Source organism: Actinoplanes teichomyceticus ATCC 31121 (genome assembly GCF_003711105.1).
GTDB classification, from domain to species: Bacteria; Actinomycetota; Actinomycetes; order Mycobacteriales; family Micromonosporaceae; genus Actinoplanes; species Actinoplanes teichomyceticus.
Genome location: NZ_CP023865.1, coordinates 2,032,723 through 2,049,777 on the forward strand (window position 1 = coordinate 2,032,723; position 17,055 = coordinate 2,049,777).

15 protein-coding genes and 1 pseudogene are annotated in these 17,055 nt (G+C 73.0%); 7 read left to right on the forward strand and 9 right to left on the reverse strand.

Translation table 11 applies throughout. The features are described 5' to 3' along the window. Window positions 1-11 precede the first annotated feature (11 nt). Window positions 12-1,355, reverse strand: coding sequence for a serine/threonine-protein kinase (locus tag ACTEI_RS09270; RefSeq protein WP_239082262.1), 1,344 nt, complete (start codon window positions 1,353-1,355; stop codon window positions 12-14). A 614-nt stretch (window positions 1,356-1,969) separates the two neighbouring features. Between ACTEI_RS09270 and ACTEI_RS09275 the strand changes: the two genes are divergently transcribed. Continuing rightward, complete coding sequence (locus ACTEI_RS09275) at window positions 1,970-2,542, forward strand: TetR/AcrR family transcriptional regulator (protein WP_122977274.1); 573 nt, start codon at window positions 1,970-1,972, stop codon at window positions 2,540-2,542. A gap of 151 nt (window positions 2,543-2,693) precedes the next feature. On the opposite strand, the gene ACTEI_RS09280 is transcribed toward ACTEI_RS09275, so the two are convergent. Beyond that, a complete protein-coding gene (locus tag ACTEI_RS09280; RefSeq protein ID WP_122977275.1) occupies window positions 2,694-3,995 on the reverse strand; it encodes a hemolysin family protein in 1,302 nt (433 codons plus the stop codon). 256 nt (window positions 3,996-4,251) lie between these two features. Between ACTEI_RS09280 and ACTEI_RS09285 the strand changes: the two genes are divergently transcribed. The 3 genes from ACTEI_RS09285 to ACTEI_RS09295 all read left to right on the forward strand — a co-directional run bounded on the left by ACTEI_RS09285 (window position 4,252) and on the right by ACTEI_RS09295 (window position 7,302). Further along, window positions 4,252-5,790, forward strand: coding sequence for a GAF domain-containing protein (locus ACTEI_RS09285; RefSeq protein WP_122977276.1), 1,539 nt, complete (start codon window positions 4,252-4,254; stop codon window positions 5,788-5,790). 103 nt (window positions 5,791-5,893) lie between these two features. Further along, complete coding sequence (locus ACTEI_RS09290; protein WP_122977277.1) at window positions 5,894-7,009, forward strand: WD40/YVTN/BNR-like repeat-containing protein; 1,116 nt, start codon at window positions 5,894-5,896, stop codon at window positions 7,007-7,009. Then, window positions 7,006-7,302, forward strand: coding sequence for a MoaD/ThiS family protein (locus tag ACTEI_RS09295; protein WP_122977278.1), 297 nt, complete (start codon window positions 7,006-7,008; stop codon window positions 7,300-7,302). Before ACTEI_RS09290 ends, ACTEI_RS09295 begins: the two co-directional genes overlap by 4 nt. Before the next feature lie 363 nt (window positions 7,303-7,665). On the opposite strand, the gene ACTEI_RS09300 is transcribed toward ACTEI_RS09295, so the two are convergent. Together ACTEI_RS09300 and ACTEI_RS09305 are read right to left on the reverse strand one after the other, a co-directional pair. Continuing rightward, the gene (locus ACTEI_RS09300) at window positions 7,666-8,052 is read right to left on the reverse strand and encodes a hypothetical protein (protein WP_145830833.1); all 387 of its coding nucleotides are present in this window, start codon (window positions 8,050-8,052) and stop codon (window positions 7,666-7,668) included. An 81-nt stretch (window positions 8,053-8,133) separates the two neighbouring features. Next, window positions 8,134-9,600, reverse strand: a complete 1,467-nt coding sequence (locus ACTEI_RS09305) for a hypothetical protein (RefSeq protein ID WP_122977280.1) — start codon at window positions 9,598-9,600, stop codon at window positions 8,134-8,136. A 175-nt stretch (window positions 9,601-9,775) separates the two neighbouring features. Between ACTEI_RS09305 and ACTEI_RS09310 the strand changes: the two genes are divergently transcribed. Further along, entirely contained in the window at window positions 9,776-10,144 is a 369-nt protein-coding gene (locus tag ACTEI_RS09310; RefSeq protein WP_203723577.1) for a TetR/AcrR family transcriptional regulator, read from the forward strand. 4 nt (window positions 10,145-10,148) lie between these two features. Here the strand turns inward: ACTEI_RS09310 and ACTEI_RS39305 are convergent. After that, window positions 10,149-10,481, reverse strand: a pseudogene (locus tag ACTEI_RS39305) (SDR family NAD(P)-dependent oxidoreductase); the annotation flags it as partial. A 320-nt stretch (window positions 10,482-10,801) separates the two neighbouring features. Here ACTEI_RS39305 and ACTEI_RS09320 point away from each other — a divergent pair. Together ACTEI_RS09320 and ACTEI_RS09325 are read left to right on the forward strand one after the other, a co-directional pair. Beyond that, a complete protein-coding gene (locus ACTEI_RS09320) occupies window positions 10,802-11,920 on the forward strand; it encodes a DUF1444 domain-containing protein (protein ID WP_244940673.1) in 1,119 nt (372 codons plus the stop codon). 126 nt (window positions 11,921-12,046) lie between these two features. Continuing rightward, window positions 12,047-12,652, forward strand: a complete 606-nt coding sequence (locus ACTEI_RS09325; protein WP_203723578.1) for a nucleoside/nucleotide kinase family protein — start codon at window positions 12,047-12,049, stop codon at window positions 12,650-12,652. Between the two features lie 261 nt (window positions 12,653-12,913). Here the strand turns inward: ACTEI_RS09325 and ACTEI_RS09330 are convergent, their stop codons facing one another. The 4 genes from ACTEI_RS09330 to ACTEI_RS09345 are packed head-to-tail and all read right to left on the reverse strand — an operon-like array spanning window position 12,914 to window position 17,002. After that, entirely contained in the window at window positions 12,914-13,717 is an 804-nt protein-coding gene (locus ACTEI_RS09330; protein ID WP_239082263.1) for a carbohydrate ABC transporter permease, read from the reverse strand. A gap of 11 nt (window positions 13,718-13,728) precedes the next feature. Further along, window positions 13,729-14,601 carry a carbohydrate ABC transporter permease gene (locus ACTEI_RS09335; protein WP_122977284.1) on the reverse strand — a complete coding sequence of 291 codons (873 nt, stop codon included), beginning with the start codon at window positions 14,599-14,601 and terminating at the stop codon, window positions 13,729-13,731. After that, complete coding sequence (locus ACTEI_RS09340) at window positions 14,598-15,890, reverse strand: ABC transporter substrate-binding protein (protein ID WP_164465885.1); 1,293 nt, start codon at window positions 15,888-15,890, stop codon at window positions 14,598-14,600. Before ACTEI_RS09340 ends, ACTEI_RS09335 begins: the two co-directional genes overlap by 4 nt. Next, entirely contained in the window at window positions 15,887-17,002 is a 1,116-nt protein-coding gene (locus ACTEI_RS09345; RefSeq protein ID WP_122977285.1) for an LLM class flavin-dependent oxidoreductase, read from the reverse strand. Before ACTEI_RS09345 ends, ACTEI_RS09340 begins: the two co-directional genes overlap by 4 nt. Window positions 17,003-17,055 lie beyond the last annotated feature (53 nt).

The following is a 17,055-nucleotide window of genomic DNA, read 5'->3' on the forward strand; positions in this document are numbered from 1 at the left end:
CACATTCTGCCCTAGGCGAAAGTCTGCAGGACAACGGCGAGTTTCGGCAGCTGGGCACCCCAGTCCGGGCGGGGGGCGCGCCACTCGACGACGTACGTGCCGCGGGTGCCGGACACCACCCGCCGCAGCCCGCGCATGGGCCCGTCCTCGGGGTCGGTGAACGTGTACTCCCACAGCGCGTCCGGTGGCTCGGGAAGCGACGTGATCCGCAGCCGCCGGTAGCCGGGCAGCCGCGTCGAGCGTTCCTCGGCGACCAGCGCCGCGACCATGTCGGCGGGTGGGTGCGGCCATCGCCTGATCCGCAGCGTGACCCGGCCGGGCGGGTCGGTGAAGGTGACCGTGCCGGCGATCCGGCCGGGCGACCAGCCGGCCGGGACCGCCAGCTGGAAGCCGGCCGGGTCGCTCCACGTCGTGTAGCCGGCCGGGGTGCCGGCCGACGGCGGGCGCTCGTCGCCCTGCGCGCTGCCGCCGATCACCAGGGTGGCGACCAGGGTGAGGGCGGCGGCGAGAGCGGGCACCCGCCGGCGGATCCGGGACCGGGGCGGCGGCTCGACGGCACGGCGCAGCAGCTCGGCGGTGCCGGCCGGGTCCAGGCGGGCGCCCGGGTCGTAACGCAGCAGGCCGGCCAGGACCGGGGTGAGCGGGCCGGCCCGGCGGGACGGGTCGGGCGGGCCGTCGGCCAGGGCACGCAGGGTGGCGGCGGTGCTGCTGCGGGCGTACGGCGGCCGCCCCTCGACCGCGTGGTACAGCGTCGCGCCGAGCGACCACATGTCGGAACTGGCCGTGGACACCCGGTCGAAGAGGCGTTCCGGGGCGATGTATTTCGGGGAGCCGAGCACGACCCGCGCCCCGGTCAGCGCGGCGACCCCGGCCTCGGTCACCGCAGGACCGAAATCGATCAGTACGACCCGGCCGTCGTCAGCGATCAGCACGTTGCCGGGCTTGACGTCGAGATGCAGCAGCCCGGCCCGGCCGACGGCGGTCAGCGCGTCCAGCACGGCCAGGCCGATCCGTGCGACCCGGGCCGGTGGCAGCGGCCCTCGCTCCTGGATGAGCTGCTGCAACGACCGGCCCGGAACGTATTCCATGATCAGCCAGGGGCCGTTCGGGTCGGGCAGGACGTCCAGGGTGCGGATCACGTGCGGGTGCCGGACGCGGGCCGCCGCCTGCGCCTCGCTGACCGCCCAGGTGCGCACCACGGCCTGCTGGTCGGGGCGCAGTCCGGGTGGGACGGTGCACTGTTTGATCGCGACGTCGATGTGCCGGACCTCGTCGTGGGCGAGCCAGACGTGGCTCATGCCTCCGGAGCCGAGGGGCCGGATGATCCGGTAGCGCCCGGCGATGACCGCTTGCACCGTGACCAAAGCCGCACCCCTGGTGTAGGCCAACAGTAACCATGACGCTACTGCAGGTATGCACCCGGCGCCTGTCAGGTTTCCGGCGCTGCCGCGGCCCCCGATCGGAGTATTGCCGTGGGCTCCCTCCCTCGTGGACACTGCCGCCGCCGGACGTCCTCGGCGGACGGACCCGCCGGTCGGCGCCCGGGGATCTGCCCGCCGCGGGGCCCGGACCGCGCCGGCCATCCGGCAGGCCGGAACCCGTGGGCCGCGGCACATGCCGGAATGGCCCTGTCGATCGTGCCCGCGCCGCTCCGCCCGGTTTCCCCGGACGCCTTTCGCGGCTGCGGTCGGGCATCGCCGCCGATGACGCGAGTGCTGAATACGCAATGACGCCGGTGATTGCGACACGTTCCGCCGGTGTCCGTGAACGACGTCTCCGGGGAAATGGCCGCCCGGGTGCCGATGACCATTTCCGGTGACCGCTGATGTCGATGCTCCGGCCGTGGCGCACTGATCACGGGCCCCGGGGGTGAGCGCCCCGGCCGGGTGCTCGGGCGTACCGAGAAAGTGAAGGTGATGACATTCTCGTTACCGGTGGGTAACGTGACTCGTCGGTAAGGGGGTGACAGTTGCTCTACGGAGCCCCGCCTGCGCGTCGCCGGGACGCCCAGCGCAACCGTGCGGCCATCGTCCTGGCCGCGAGCCAGGTGCTGACCGAGAGGGACCCGGTCGCCCTGATGCCGGAGATCGCCCGCCGGGCCGGCGTCGGCCAGGCCACGCTCTACCGGCACTTCCCGGACCGGCACGCGCTCACCGCGGCGGTGATCGAGCACCAGCTGGACCGCCTGGAGCAGCTGGCCGCCGGCCCCGGCGCGCACCCCGAGCACTTCCGCGACCTGCTGCGCGCGGTCCTGCACACGCAGATCGCCATGCCCGGGCTGATGGCGCTGATCCGGCGCCTCGACCGGGCCGCCCGCCATCGCTACCGCCGGCGTGCCCTGGCCGCCCTCGCCGGTCCGCTGCGCCGCGCCCGCGAGCACGGCCACGTCCGCGCCGATCTGGTCCCGGAGGACCTGGCCCTGCTGTTCACCATGGTGCAGGGCGTCGCCGGAGCCGGCGCCGACGCGGCCGCCGCCCGGGCCGCCGCCGACCGCTGCGTCGACCTGATGCTCGACGGCATCTGCCGCTCCACCCCCGGCTGATGGCGGCCGTGCCCGGCCGGCTCAGCGGCACGGTCGCCGCGTCGAGCAGCGCGAATTCCGGCCTACGCGACGCCGGCCGGTCGGCGTGCCGCGGCGCGGGCACGGCCGCAGGGCCGCCCGGCGGGTCGTTACGCCCGATTCTTCGGACGGATCAGGTCGCCACCGTGGCGGGCTCGTCGCTCTGCACCGGCCGCAACCGCAGCTGGGTGATCGCCCGCCCGGTGACCTCCACCACCTCGGCGGTGTGGCCGTCGATCGCCACCGTCTCGCCCGGCGCCGTCGGGATGTGCCCGAGCCGGGCCAGGACCAGACCGGCGACCGTGGTGTAGTCGCCCTCGTCCTCCTCGTCGAGCTCGACACCGATGTCCGGCAGGTCGTGGATCGGGAAGGTGCCCGGCAGCAGCATCGCGCCGTCGTCCTCGCGGATCACCGACTGCACGTCACGGTCGGTCTCGTCGTAGATCTCGCCGACCACCTCCTCGACCAGGTCCTCCATCGTGACGATCCCGTCGATCGCCCCGCGCTCGTCCACGACGAGCGCGAACTGCTGGCGCTGGGTGCGCAGCTGACGCATCGCGTCGGCGATCTTCAGCGTCTCGGGCAGGAAGGTCGGGGCGAACATGTGGCCGCGGACCGGGCCCTCCGCGCCGACCAGGTCGCGCAGGTGCACCACGCCGAGCACGTCGTCGAGGCCCATCGGGCCGGTCACCGGCGCCCGGGAGTGCCCGCCCTCGACGAGCAGCCGCAGCCCCTCGGGCGCGGGCAGGTCGGCGGGCAGGACCAGCACGTCCCGGCGGGGCACCAGGATCTCCCGCAGGATGCGGTCGGCGATGTCGAACGCGCCACTGATGATCGTCCGCTGCTCCGGGGTGAACTCCTGCTGCTGGGCGACCATGTCGCGGATCTCCTCGGTGCTGACCTCCTCGCGGCCCGCCTCCGGGTCGCCGCCGCTCATCCGCACCACCAGATCGGTGGCCTTGCCGAGCAGCCACACCACCGGCCGGGAGAGCGTGGAGAGCACATCCAGCGGCCGGGCCACCAGCAGCGCCCAGCCCTCGGCCCGCTGCATCGCGATGCGCTTGGGGGCCAGCTCGCCGACGACCAGGGTGAAGAAGGTCAGCACGACGGTGACCAGGACGATCGCCGCGGGCTCGGCGGCGGTGCCGAGGAAGCCGAGCGGCTCGATCAGCGGCTGGGCCAGCGAGACGGCCGCGGCCGCCGACGCCAGGAACCCGGCCATGGTGATGCCGATCTGAATGGTGGCGAGGAACCGGTTCGGGTCCCGTGCCAGCCGGGCCAGCGTGCGCCCGGCGCGGCTCTGCCGCTCCAGACGCTGCAGCTGGCTCTCCCGGAGTGAGATCAGGGCCATCTCGCTGCCGGAGAACACCGCGTTGAGCAGCACCAGAACCACGACCAGGACTACTTGCCACCCGTATCCGCCCACGGCGGACATCAACTCCTTAGACGACGTGTCACTCGGCGCCGCAGACCGGCGCTGAGTCAGTCAAGGTACCCGCCGAAGCTGAACGCCACTCCCAGGAAACCCGATCGGCACGAAACCGTCCGCTGCCGTATCGTGTCGCGGTCCCGACGCGCCGGGAAGCCCCGGCGCGTCGGCCGGACCTTTCCCTACATCTTCCGGGCGGTGCGCCGATTGTTGCGGTACGGCCGGTGACTCGGCATCCGTCGTCCGTTGAAGGAGACACAGCGTGCGGTTGTTCGGTTCCCGGCAGACGACCCCCGAGGCCATCCGGCCGATCCCGCGCGACGTCGAGGCGCTGGAGGAGCTGGTGCTGGCCCTCGAATCGGCGATCGACGAGGCCACCGCCTGGCGGATCACGGTGGCCAGCACCGTCGAGTCGTACGGTTTCGGCTACGGGGCGGTGTGGGTGCCGGACGGCCGGCAGCTGCGGCTGGTGCACGAGACCGGCCGGCTCAGCCCGCAGATTCAGGCGGTCACCCCGGGCCGGACGTTGCCGCTGGAAACCGGGCTGATCGGCAAGGCGTACCGCAACCGGCAGCTGACCCACGCCGATGCGCCCGGCGAGTGCGGTGACTGCCGTCGCTGCCAGGCCGCCATGAACGCCGGGATGGTCGCCGGCATGGTCGTGCCGGTCACCAAGGGCGCCGAGGTGGTCGGGGTGCTGGAGTACTACTCGCCGACGCCGCTCTACCTGGACGACTCGCGCCGGGAGAAGTTCGCGACGATCGCCCGGATCGCCGAGCGGGCGCGCAGCGCCGCGGTCGCCGCCGCCGAGCTGCGCCAGGTCGCCGACGACCGGATGGCGGTCACCACGGTCGTCACCAACCTGGGCACCGCCCAGGACAGCCAGGCGGCGCTGCGGGCCGCGCTGGACTCGGTGCGCCAGGCGTTCGGATGGGCGTACGGGTCGTACTGGGAGATCGACCCGGCCGAGCGGGTGCTCAGGTTCGCGGTCGAGTCCGGCTCGGCCGGCGAGGAGTTCCGCCGGGTCACGCTCGCCGCGACGTTCGCCGAGGGCGTCGGGCTCTCCGGCCGCGCCTGGCGGGCCAAGGACCTGGTCTTCGTCCGTGACCTGGCGGAGATCACCGACTGCGTGCGGGCGCCCGCCGCCGGCCGCGCCGGGGTCCGCTCCGGCGTCTGCTTCCCGATCACCAGCGGGGACCAGATCGTCGGCACCATGGACTTCTTCACCACCGAGTACATCGAGCTGTCCGACTCCCGGGCGGCCGCCCTGCGCAACGTGCAGCAGCTGGTCAACCAGCGGCTCGACGTGCTGCGCAGCAGCGAGCGGGCGGCCGCCAACGCGCGGGCCCTGCTGGACACGGTCGAGCGGCTGCGCAGCGCCAGCGGCGACGCGACCGCCGTCGCCGAGCAGGCGGTCAGCCGGGCCTCGGCGATGACCACCGAGGTGGCCGCGCTGGGCCAGGCGTCCACCGCGATCGGCGACGTCATCAAGATCATCGAATCGATCGCGGAGCAGACCAACCTGCTCGCGCTGAACGCCACCATCGAGGCGGCCCGGGCCGGCGAGTCCGGCAAGGGCTTCGCGGTCGTCGCCGGCGAGGTGAAGGAACTGGCCCGGGAGACCGCCGAGGCGACCCAGCGGGTGGCCCAGCAGATCGCCGGGATCCAGGCCAGCGCCGAGACCGTGGCGGCCGGCATCCACACCACCAGCGAGACCATCGGCAAGATGGACGCGGTCCAGGTGCGGATGAACGAGGTGCTGGCCGAGCAGGCCGAGATGGCCCGCGGCCTGGAGCGCTGACCCTCCCGCCGGCTTGATCGGGCGACTTCTCTGTCGTACCCCCGCGTTACCGTGCTGCGATGCAGCAGGATGCGCTGACACGGCTACGCAGAGGAGTGGGCAGATGAGCGGCGTTCGCTTACTGGTCGGCACTCGCAAGGGTGCCTTCATCCTGACGTCCGACGGCACCCGACAGGACTGGCAGGTCGACGGCCCGCACTTCCCGGGCTGGGAGATCTACCACGTCAACGGCTCCCCGGCCGAGCCCGACCGGCTCTACGCCTCGCAGTCCTCGGGCTGGTTCGGCCAGGTGATCCAGCGCTCCGACGACGGCGGGCGGCACTGGGAGCCGGTGGGCAACGACTTCACCTACCAGGGTGACGTCGGCGAGCACCTGTGGTACGACGGGACCCCGCGCCCCTGGGAGTTCAAGCGGATCTGGCACCTGGAGCCGTCCCGGACCGACCCGGACACCGTGTGGGCCGGCGCGGAGGACGCCGCCCTCTACAAATCCACCGACGGCGGCCAGAAATGGGAGGAGCTGACCGGGCTGCGCCAGCACCGGAGCGGCCCGCAGTGGCAGCCCGGGGCGGGCGGGATGTGCCTGCACACCATCCTGCTGCACCCGTCCGACCCGGAGCGGATGTTCGTGGCGATCTCGGCGGCCGGCGCGTTCCGCACCGACGACGGCGGCGTCACCTGGCAGCCGATCAACGCGGGGCTGCGCTCCGGCGGCATCCCGGACGAGGACGCCGAGGTCGGGCACTGCGTGCACCGGCTCGCCATGCACCCGTCCCGGCCGGACACGCTGTTCATGCAGAAGCACTGGGACGTGATGCGTACCGACGACGCGGGCGGCCGGTGGCGGGAGGTCAGCGGCAACCTGCCCACCGACTTCGGCTTCCCGATCGCGGTGCACGCGCACGAGCCGGAGACCGTCTACGTCGTCCCGATCACCAGCGACTCGCTGCACTACGTGATGGACGGCAAGCTGCGCGTCTACCGCAGCCGCACCGGTGGCGAGGAGTGGGAGCCGCTGACCGCGGGGCTGCCCCAGTCGCACTGCTACGTCAACGTCCTGCGGGACGCGATGGCGGTGGACACCCTCGACGAGTGCGGCGTCTACTTCGGCACCAGCGGGGGACAGGTGTACGCGTCCGCCGACAGCGGCGACACGTGGACCGCGATCGTGCGTGACCTGCCGCCGGTGCTGTCCGTCGAGGCACAGGTGCTGCCATGATCCGGGTGATCCTGCCGGTGCACCTGCGCACGCTGGCCCACTCCGGCAAGGAGGTGCGGGTGGAGGTGGCCGGGCCGGTCACCCAGCGCGGGGTGCTCGACGCGGTGGAGCGCGACTACCCGATGCTGGTCGGCACGATCCGGGACCGGACGACCGGGCAGCGGCGGCCACTGGTGCGGTTCTTCGCCTGCGAGGAGGACCTGTCCAACGAGCCGCCGGACGCCCCGCTTCCGGAGCGGGTGGCCCGCGGCGAGGAGCCGTTCATGGTGGTCGGGGCGATGGCCGGCGGCTGACCGCGCCGGGACCGGGGCTCCGGGGTCTTGCGGCCGCGGCGGCCCGGCGCGGCTCGCGCCGGGCCGCCGCCGCCGGTGACGGTTCACCCTCCGGGGCCCGGAGGGCTTCGCCGGCCCGTTCCGAATGCGAAGCCCTCGCCGGCCCACCTTTCGTTCCCGGCGGCTCGCTGACCGGTCGCCGCTTCGCACGGGACGGTTCGGCGCGGCGGTCCGGTGACGGGTCGCGGCTCCGCACGGGTCGCGGCTCCGCGCGGGTCGCGGCTCCGCACGGGGCGCGGCTCCGCACGGGTCGCGGCTCCGCGCGGGTCGCGGCTCCGCACGGGGCGCGGCTCCGCACGGGGTGCGGCCTTTCCGGCCCGCTGTTCAGTGCCGGGCGGCCTGCGGCGGCGTGGGCGTGAGCAGTGTCGTCGTCTGGCCCGCCGGGCCGTTGATGTTCACCACCGGCGGCAGGACCGCCGGCACCTCCACGTTGACGTCGACCACGGGCACGCGCGGAACGCCGGCGTTGCGGACCACCTGGATCGAGCCATTGACGATCAGCACGGATTGCTGCTGGTTCGCCCGCCAGAGCGAGCAGTCCTGGCGGTCCCACAGACCGGTCTCCTCGCCGATCCGGTTGAAGGTCTGGCAGGCCGCCATGACGTCCGGATCCGGCACGGCCGGCGGGGCCGCCGATGCGGGACCGGGCGGCACCGCGAGCGCGGCGACCGTCCCGGCTCCGGCGACGGCCAGCCTCATCGCTGTTCGCATTCTCAGCCTCCTCGGCTGTTCACTGGACATACCGGTGGCGGCCGCTCCCGCCGTTCGGCGGAAGCGGCCGTGGAAACAGGTTCAGCGCCGGGACGGGTTGCTCGGTCCGGAGGCGTTGGTGGTGGTGTTACCGCTGTTGGCGGCCATGCTGTCGGCCGCCGTGGCGGCGCTGCTCGCGGTGGCGTCGGCCGTCCCGCTCGCGGTGGTGTTGCTCGGCTGGCTGGCGGCGGTGCTGGTGTTGTCGGTGCCGCTCGCGGTGGTGTTGTTCGGCTGGCTGGCGGCGGTGCCCGTTGCGGTGTTGTCGCCGCTCATCCGGCCGGCTGCGGCGCTGGTGGCGTCGTCCGAGCCACCCGCGGTGTTGCCGGTGTTCGTCGCGTTGGTGGCGGCGTTCGTGCTGGCGGCGTTCACCGGGGCGTTCCCGGTGTCGCCCGCGGAGGCGCTGTTGTCCAGTGCGGTGGCGCTGGCGCTGGCCGGACCGGTGGTGCTGGGGTCGCCGACCAGACTCGTCGCGTTACCGGTGATGGCGTTGTCCGCCGCGGTGTTGCCGGCCGCGTTGGCGTTGGCGTTGGCGGCGGTGCCGGTCGCGGTGTCGTCGTTGCCGCCGGTGGTGTTGCCGGCAGCGGTGACCGGCTGCTCAGTGCCCGGTTCCAGCGTCAGGGTCGGTCCGGTCATGTCGGCCGGGGCCGGCCCGGTGGTGTCGGTCGGAGCTGTTCCGGTGGTGTCGGTTGGGGTGGTTCCGGTGGTGTCGGTTGGAGCTGTTCCGGTGGTGTCGGTTGGGGTGGTTCCGGTGGTGTCGGTTGGAGCTGTTCCGGTGGTGTCGGTTGGGGTGGTTCCGGTGGTGTCGGTTGGGGTGGTTCCGGTGGTGTCGGTTGGGGTGGTTCCGGTGGTGTCGGTCGGAGCTGTTCCGGTGGTGTCGGTTGGGGTGGTTCCGGTGGTGTCGGTCGGAGCTGTTCCGGTGGTGTCGGTCGGAGCCGTTCCCGTGGTGTCCGTCGGCGCCGGGCCGGTCGTGTCGGCCGGGGCCGGGGCGTTCGTGGCCGGCGCCGGGCCGCCGGTGGGGCCCTGCGGGCTTGTCGTCACGGGCTGGGCCGGCGCCGGGCCGGTCGCGGGTGACGGTGTGCCGGTGTCGACCGGTGTGCCCGAGGTGTCCGGGGCGCCGGTCGCCGGGGCGACGGGTGTCCCCGGGCCGCCGCTCGGGGCGGTGCCGTCGTCCGGACCGCTGACGCTCGGCATCTCCGGCCAGGCCGGTTCGCCGCTCTCGTCGAAATCGACGACCAGCACGAATATCCGGCGGACTCCCTGGAACCCCTGTCTGCAGTCGGTCTCCTGCCAGGCGCCGACGGCGGCGCCGATCCGACTGATCTCTTCACACGCGATCCTGGAGTCGTAGTAGCCGGCGATGTCGCCGTTACGGTGGCTCTGCGCCTGGCCCCTCATCGCGCCGCTGGTGTCCGGCACGTCCGCGGGCGCTGCCTGCGCGGGTCCGGCGAACGCGGCGCCGGCGAGGAGTCCCGCTCCGGCAAGGGTCAGGCTCCGTGTCGTCTTGCTCATCTCATCCCTTTCCTGGCAGTAGCCGTTTTCCGGGGAAAAGCTGAACACGACCGGGCCGAGCGTTTCCTCCGATCGAAGGAATCAGCGGGATATTTCCGAAAATGGGAAATCTGGCTGGGTATAACCGGGCCCTGGCGTAATCCTGCCCCCTGTGGCGACGGCATAGCATCGGGGCATGGTGAGGCCTACGGGGGCAGCGACCCGGGAGGAGATTCGTGTTGCGGCGACCCGGCTGTTCCGCGAGCGTGGCTATTCGCGCACCTCGGTGCGGGACATCGCGGCCCTCGCCGAGATCAACCCGGCTCCGGTGATCCGCCATCTCGGCACCAAGGAGCTGCTGTTCCTGGGCACCATGCAGCTCACCATCGACGACGAGCCGCTGCTGGCCGCTCCGGTGACCGCGTTCGGCGAGCGCTTCATCGAGCGGCTGCTCGCCGACGACGACATGCGCGGGGTTTACCTGGCGCTGGTCCGGGGATCCAGCGAGGCGCCACCCCGCCCGGGGCGACCGCGTTCACCCGGAGGCCCTCCCCGCCGTACATGAAAGCGGTGTTCCTGGTGATGCCGACCACGACGTGCTTGGAGGCGGTGTAGGCCACCCCTGCCGCGTTGCCGCGCAGCGCCGCCTCGGACGCGACGTTGACGGTTCGCGCCGCGCCGGGCGCTGAGCATGGCCGGCAGCACCGCGCGGGTGAGTCTGACGAGGCCGTCGACGTCGACCGCGAAGATCCGGTCCCACACCGCGTCGGAGGTCTCGTGGATCGGGGTGAAGTCGTCGACGACCCGGCGACGTTGGCCAGGCCGTCGATCCGGTCGCCGGCCGCGGCCAGGATCCGGGCGATGTCGTCGGCGCTGGTGATGTCGGCGGGCACCGGGACCACCGCGTCGCCCAGCTCGGCGGCGAGTGAGGCCAGGCCGTACGTTCACTTCTGCACCGGAGACGAACGGCCGCCGCGCCGGGCGCAGCGGCACCCGCGGTACGGACGGACGCCGCCGGGCCGGTGCTCCACCGGTGACCCGGGGCGGGGACGTGACCAGCGGTGATCGGTCACGAGCGGGCGCCGGCTGGATCCTGCGGACGAGCCTGACCCCGGTGCTCCGGGTCGGCTAGGGTTCCGCCGTGGGATTGCTCGACCGGTTCGTCTCTCCGCGGCGCCGATTTGCGGCGCTGGCTCTGCGTGTCGCCCGCAGGACACCGGGTGTGGAACGCGCGGTGCACCGGCCGGACGAGTTCGCCATCGCGATCTATCGCACCGGGTCGGCCGGGCCGGCCCACCTCTATCTCGCCAACATCTTCCGCGAGACGGCCGGTGTGACCACGGCCGAGCGCCGGGAGCGCCTGGCCAAGCTCGTGCGGATCATGGCGGCGCCGCCGCCGCAGGACACCTGGGAGACCGTACGTCCCAAGCTGCGCCCGGTGCTGCGCCCGGTGACGTTCGGGTCGGCCGGCCCGCCCGGGATGCGCCCGCCGATCTCCCGGGCCGCGCTGCCGTACCTGAAGGAACTGGTCGTGGTGGACCAGCCGGACGCGATGGCCTACGTCGTCCCGGACCGGGTCGACGAGTGGGGCGTCACCGTCGAGGAGGTGTTCGCCACCGCCCGGGACAACCTCGCCGAGATGGCCCGCGCCTCACTGGAACAGCCCTGGCCCGGCGGACAGCCGCTGATCAGCATGCTCGACGACGGCGACGCGTACTTCACCTCGCTGCTGCTGGCGCCCGGCTGGCTGGCCGAGGTCGGCGAGCGGCTCGGCGGGCCGGTGCTGGCGTTCGCGCCGGACAACAACACGCTGCTGCTGTGCCCGCTGCCGCGGATCACCGCCGAGCCGTTCTACGCGCTGGCCGGCCAGCACTTCAAGGAGGCGCCACGGAGCCTGTCGCCGGTCGGTTACGTGGCCGGGCCGCAGGGTCGCACGATCGCGTACGCCCCGCCGGCCGGGCACCCGCACCACCTCTCGGCCCGCCGCGCCGCGATGCTGCTCGCGCTCACCGAGTACCACGGGCAGACCGACTGGCTCGCCGAGCAGTACGCCCGGGCCGGTGTCGACGTGCAGGTCGGCGTGCTGCTCGCGACCGAGCCGGTGGGCGGTGTCCCGGAGACCGTGGCGGTGTGGACGGCCGGCGTGAGCACGCTGCTCCCCAAGGCGGACACCATCGCGTTCGTGCACCCGGAGACCGGGCCGCGGTTCCGCGCGCCGTGGGACACGGTCGCCGAGCGCGTCGGGCTGCAGGCCGAGCCGCTGCTCGCCCCACCCAGGTTCCGGGTCGACGACTGGCCGGCCCCGGAGGTCCTCGCCGAGATCCGCCAGGAGTGCCCCTGACCGCGAGCCGGGTCCTGCCGTCGCTCACTCCGGCCGGGTCCTGCCGTCGCTCACTCCGGCCGGGTCCTGCCGTCGCTCACCTCGGCCGGGGAAGGGGCGTGCCGGGGGCTGTGCTGGGATCGGGGTGTGGCGGGGGAACGGGAGCGCTGGCCGGAGCAGGCCGTGGCACGGGTGGTCGAGTGGGCCCGCGGCCGGGAGCCGTCCGCCGGCGGGCGGCGGGTGCTCGCCGTCGAGGGGCGCTCCGGGTCCGGCAAGACCACCCTGGCCCGCGGCGTGGCCGACCGGCTCGGCGCGCCGCTGATCCACATGGACGACCTGTACGCCGGCTGGGACGGGCTGGAGCCGGGCGTGCTGGCCCTGCGTGACTGGGTGCTGCGGCCGCTCGCCGAGAACCGTCGCGCAGTGTGGCGGCGGTGGGACTGGGCCGCGGGGGCGTACGCCGAGGAGCATCCGGTGCCGGACGCGGGCTGGCTGGTGGTCGAGGGGGTGGGCGCCGGGGCGGGCCGGCTCCGGGCGTATCGCAGCGGGTTGATCTGGTTGGACAGCCCCGGCTGGCTGCGCAAGCGGCGGGCCCTGGCCCGGGACGGGGCGACCTACGCACCGCACTGGGACCGATGGGCGCGCCAGGAGGATGCGTTCTACGCCGCCGAGCGGGTCCGCGACCACGCCGACCTGGTCATCGCCAACGGCGGCGAGGTACCGGAGCGCGCGGGTGGCCGGCTGCCCGGATAGGACCGGCGGCGCGGACCACCGGCTGGTCGGCCCGGACCGGTGATGCGGACGGCGGGCTGTCCGGCCGGGGCCGGTGGCGCGGACCACCGGCTGGTCGGCCCGGACCGGTGATGCGGACGGCGGGCTGTCCGGCCGGGGCCGGTGGCGCGGACCACCGGCTGGTCGGCCCGGACCGGTGACGCGGACCGCCGGCTGCGGCCCGCGCCGGTGTGCCAGCTGCCGAGGACCCGCCCGCGGGGATCCCCGCCGGCGGGTCCGGCCCTAACCCTTGACCGCGCCGGCGGTGATGCCGGCGACGAAGTGCCGCTGCAGGAAGGCGTAGGCCACGATCATCGGCAGCGAGGCGACGACCACGCCGGTGAACAGCAGCGGGTACTCGGTGAGGTACTCGCCCTGGAAGTCGAGCAGCGCCAGGGGCAGGGTGCGCTTGTCCGGGTCGTCGATGAACAGCAGCGGGTAGAGCAGGTCGTTCCAGTGCATGACGACCAGGAAGATCGCGGTGGCGGCGAGCGAGGGGTACGACACCGGCACCGCGATCCGCCGGTACGCCGCCCACGGCCCGGCGCCGTCGAGCTCGGCCGCCTCATAGAGCTCGGCCGGCAGCGTCTTCAGGAAGCCGGCCAGGATGAACACCGCGACCGGCAGGGTGACCACGACGTTGACCAGCATCAGCCCGAGCAGGCTGTCGCGCAGGCCGAGCCGGTCGAACTGCACGTACTGCGGGATCATCACGGCCTGGGCGGGCACGGCCAGGCCGACCGCGAAGACGGCGTAGAGGATCCGGGACGGCCAGCGCGGCAGCCGGGCCACCGCGAACGCGACCAGGCTGCCCAGCAGCAGGGTGACCGGCACCGAGACGGCGACCACGAGCACACTGTTGCCGAGCACCCGCAGCAGGTTCTGCCGGGACAGCACGGTGACGTAGTTGTCCAGCGTCGGGCGGGTGGGCAGGCCGAACGGCGCGGCGAACAGGTCCTGGGTGGTCTTGAAGCTGCCGCCGACGATCACCACGAGCGGCACGATGATCAACAGTGCGTAGACGGCTAGCACCAGGCGTCGCGCCACGGCGGGGCCCCTCATCCGTGTGCCAGTCGTGCGGCCCGGTTCTGCAACCAGGTGACCAGCGCGATGGCGGCCATGAAGACGATCGACTCGGCCGCCGCGTAGCCGAGCTGCGAGTTGGCGAAGGTGGCGTAGATCCGGGTGGCGAGCACGTCCAGGCTGGACCGTGGCGGGTTGCCGGCCAGCCCCAGGATCAGGTCGAAGGCCTTGAACGACTGGATCGTCGTGTACGCCACCACGAGCGCGGTCGCCGGCGCCACCATCGGCCAGGTGACGTGCCGGAACTGCTGCCAGCGGCCGGCGCCGTCGGTCTTCGCCGCGTCGTACAGCTCCTCCGGGATCTGGTGCAGCCCGGCGATGTAGACCACCATCATCTGTCCGGCGTGGAACCAGATCTGGGCCACCGCCACCCACAGGATGGCGGTGGCCTCGTCGCCGAGGTAGGCCGAGCGGAAACGGTCCAGTCCGACCGCGTCCAGCAGCGCGTTGGCCAGCCCGAAGTTCGGGTCGTAGACGAACTTCCAGATGAACGCGACCGACACCGAGGACAGCACGGTGGGCAGGAAGAACAGCGCGCGCAGCAGCGTGGACCCGCGGCTGCGGGCGGCCAGCAGGACCGCCAGCAGCAGCGCCAGCGCGGTCTGCCCGAGCACCACCACGAGCAGGAACTTCAGGTTGTTGGTGAGCGCGTGCCGGAACAGGTCGTCGTTGCTCACCACATCGGTCAGGTTCGCGGCGCCGACCTCGCGGAACGTGGCGCTGTAGCCGTCCCAGTCGGTGGTCGCGTAGCGCAGGCCCTGCACGGCGGGCAGCAGGAAGAACCCGCCGTACAGGGCCAGCGCGGGCACCGCGAACAGGTACAGCGTGTGCGGGGTGCGGCGGGTCATCTCTTCTGGTCGATGACCTTCTGGGCCGCCTCGGCGGCCTCCTCCGGGCTCTTGCCCCCGACCACCTGGACCGCGGCGTTCTCCACCGCGCCGCGCACGTCCAGGTTGGCGAACTGGAAGCGCGGGGCCAGCGCGGTCCGGCGGGTCAGCCACGGCGCCAGCGCCTTCAGGTCCGGGTTGGTGTACTCGACGCCCTTGACCGTGACGTGCTGCGCGGTGCCGTTGGCGTAGACACCGGCCACCGCCGGGTCGGAGAGGTGCTCCAGCCAGGCCAGCGCGGCCGGCTGCTCGGCGGACTTGGCGTTGACGCCCAGGATGAACGTCGCGTTGAAGACGCCCTCGTACCTCGCCCTGTCGGCGGTGGTGGTGATCGGCGCGAGCAGGTCGATGCCGAAGGTGGCGCCGAGCTTGCGGACCCCGGAGACCTGGAACGAGCCGGTGGCCAGCAGGCCCGCTCTACCCTGGGCGAACAGCGCCAGCGCGGCGTCGCTGCCGGTCCCGGTGGCGCCCTGCTGGAAGTACGGCCGCAGCTGCTGATACTGCTTGAGCACGGTGAGGAACCAGTCGTCGGTCACCTTCGCCGCGCCGGTCTCGATCTTCCCGAGCGCGTCGTCGGTCGGCGCGTTGTTGACCACCATGACGTTGAGCAGCTGCCCGGCGTTGGCCGCGTCGCCGCCGGGCCAGGCGATCGGCGTGACGCCCCGGCCCTTCAACGCCTCCAGCAGTGCCAGGAAGCCGTCCCAGTCCTTCGGCGCGGCCGAGACGCCGGCCTTGGTGAGCAGGTCGGTGTTGGCCAGCGGCATGTTGAACACCAGCTGGTACGGCAACCCGAGCTGCTTGCCGTCCCGGGCGCCGGCGGTGATCAGGGCGGGCTCGTATCGCTGCACGACCGACTGGCCGGTCAGGTCCGTCCACACGCCGGCCTTGGCGACCTCCAGGAACTGCGCGCCGCGGAACGCGGTGAACGCGTCACCGACCGAGCCGCCGCGCAGTTTCTGCAGGGCGGTGCTCTGGTAGTCGTTCGACGGGGAGATGTCCTGCCGTACGGTGATCTCGGAATTCTTGCTCCGGAAGTCCTTGATGATCCGGTCGAAGACGTCCTTGTCCTCGGCGCGCCAGTGCGCGAAGGACAGGTCGCCCTCCCGGGGGCCGGTGAGGCCGCCGCCCGAGCCGCCGCCGGTGGCCGAGGTGGAGTCGCCCGGGCCGGCGCAGGCGGCCAGCAGCGAGGCGGCGCCGGCGCCGGCGGCGAGCCGGAGCAGGTCGCGGCGGCGCAGGAACGGACTGGTCATGCGGAAACTCCTCCGGAAGTGTCGAGCAGGCCGCGCCGGCGCAGCTCGGGGATCAGGCCTTCACCGGCGTGCCAGACCTCCTCCAGGTGCGGGTACCCGGAGAGGATGAACTCGTCGACGCCGAGCTCGTGGTACTCGGCGATACGGTCGGCCACCTCCTGATGGCTGCCGACCAGAGCGGTGCCGGCGCCGGGACGGACCAGACCCACCCCGGCCCACAGGTTGGGGTAGATCTCCAGGCCGTCGCGGGTGCCGCCGTGCAGGGCCAGCATCCGCTGCTGGCCGACCGACTCGGCCGCGCGCAGCGAGCTCTGGGCCTTCTCGATCTGCTCCGGGGTGAGGGCGTCCAGCATGGCGTGGGCCTGCGCCCAGGCGGCCGCGGCGGTGTCCCGGGTGATCACGTGCAGCCGGATGCCGAAGCGCACCGGGCGCCCGGCCTCGTCCGCCCGCTTGCGCACCGCGGCGATCTTCTCGGCCACCGCAGCCGGTGGCTCGCCCCAGGTCAGATAGACGTCGGCGTGCCTGGCGGCGACGGTGAGCGCCGGCTCGGAGGACCCGCCGAAGTAGACCGGCGGCGGGTCGAAACGCCGCGGCGCGAACGCCCCGGCGACGCGGTAGTGCTCGCCCTGGAAGTCGAACGGGCCCTGCCACGCCCCGCGCAGCACGGTGAGGAACTCGTCGGTGCGCGCGTACCGGCTGTCCTTGTCCAGCCAGTCGCCGAAGCGGCGCTGCTCGGCGGCGTCGCTGCCGGTGACGATGTTGAGCATCAGCCGGCCCCGGGAGAGCCGCTGGAAGGTGGCGGCCATCTGGGCGGCCAGGGTGGGGGAGAGCGAGCCGGGCCGGAACGCCACCAGGAAACGCAGCGTGCTGGTCTCCCGGGCGATCGCCGCGGTGGTCAGCCACGCGTCCTCGCACCAGGTGCCGGTCGGGGTGAGCACCCCGGAGAAACCGTTGCGCTCGGCGGCGCGGGCGACGTCCACCAGGTAGTCGATGTCCGGCTCGCGCAGGGCGGCGCCGTCGGTGTGGGTGCTCCGGCCACCACGGTCGTCGACGCCGACGATGGACCGGCTGTCGCCGGTCGTGGGCAGGAACCAATGCAGGACCACGGGCATGGCGCAGATATTCGCAGATATCCTATAGATCAACAAGGTGATCTAGGACATGT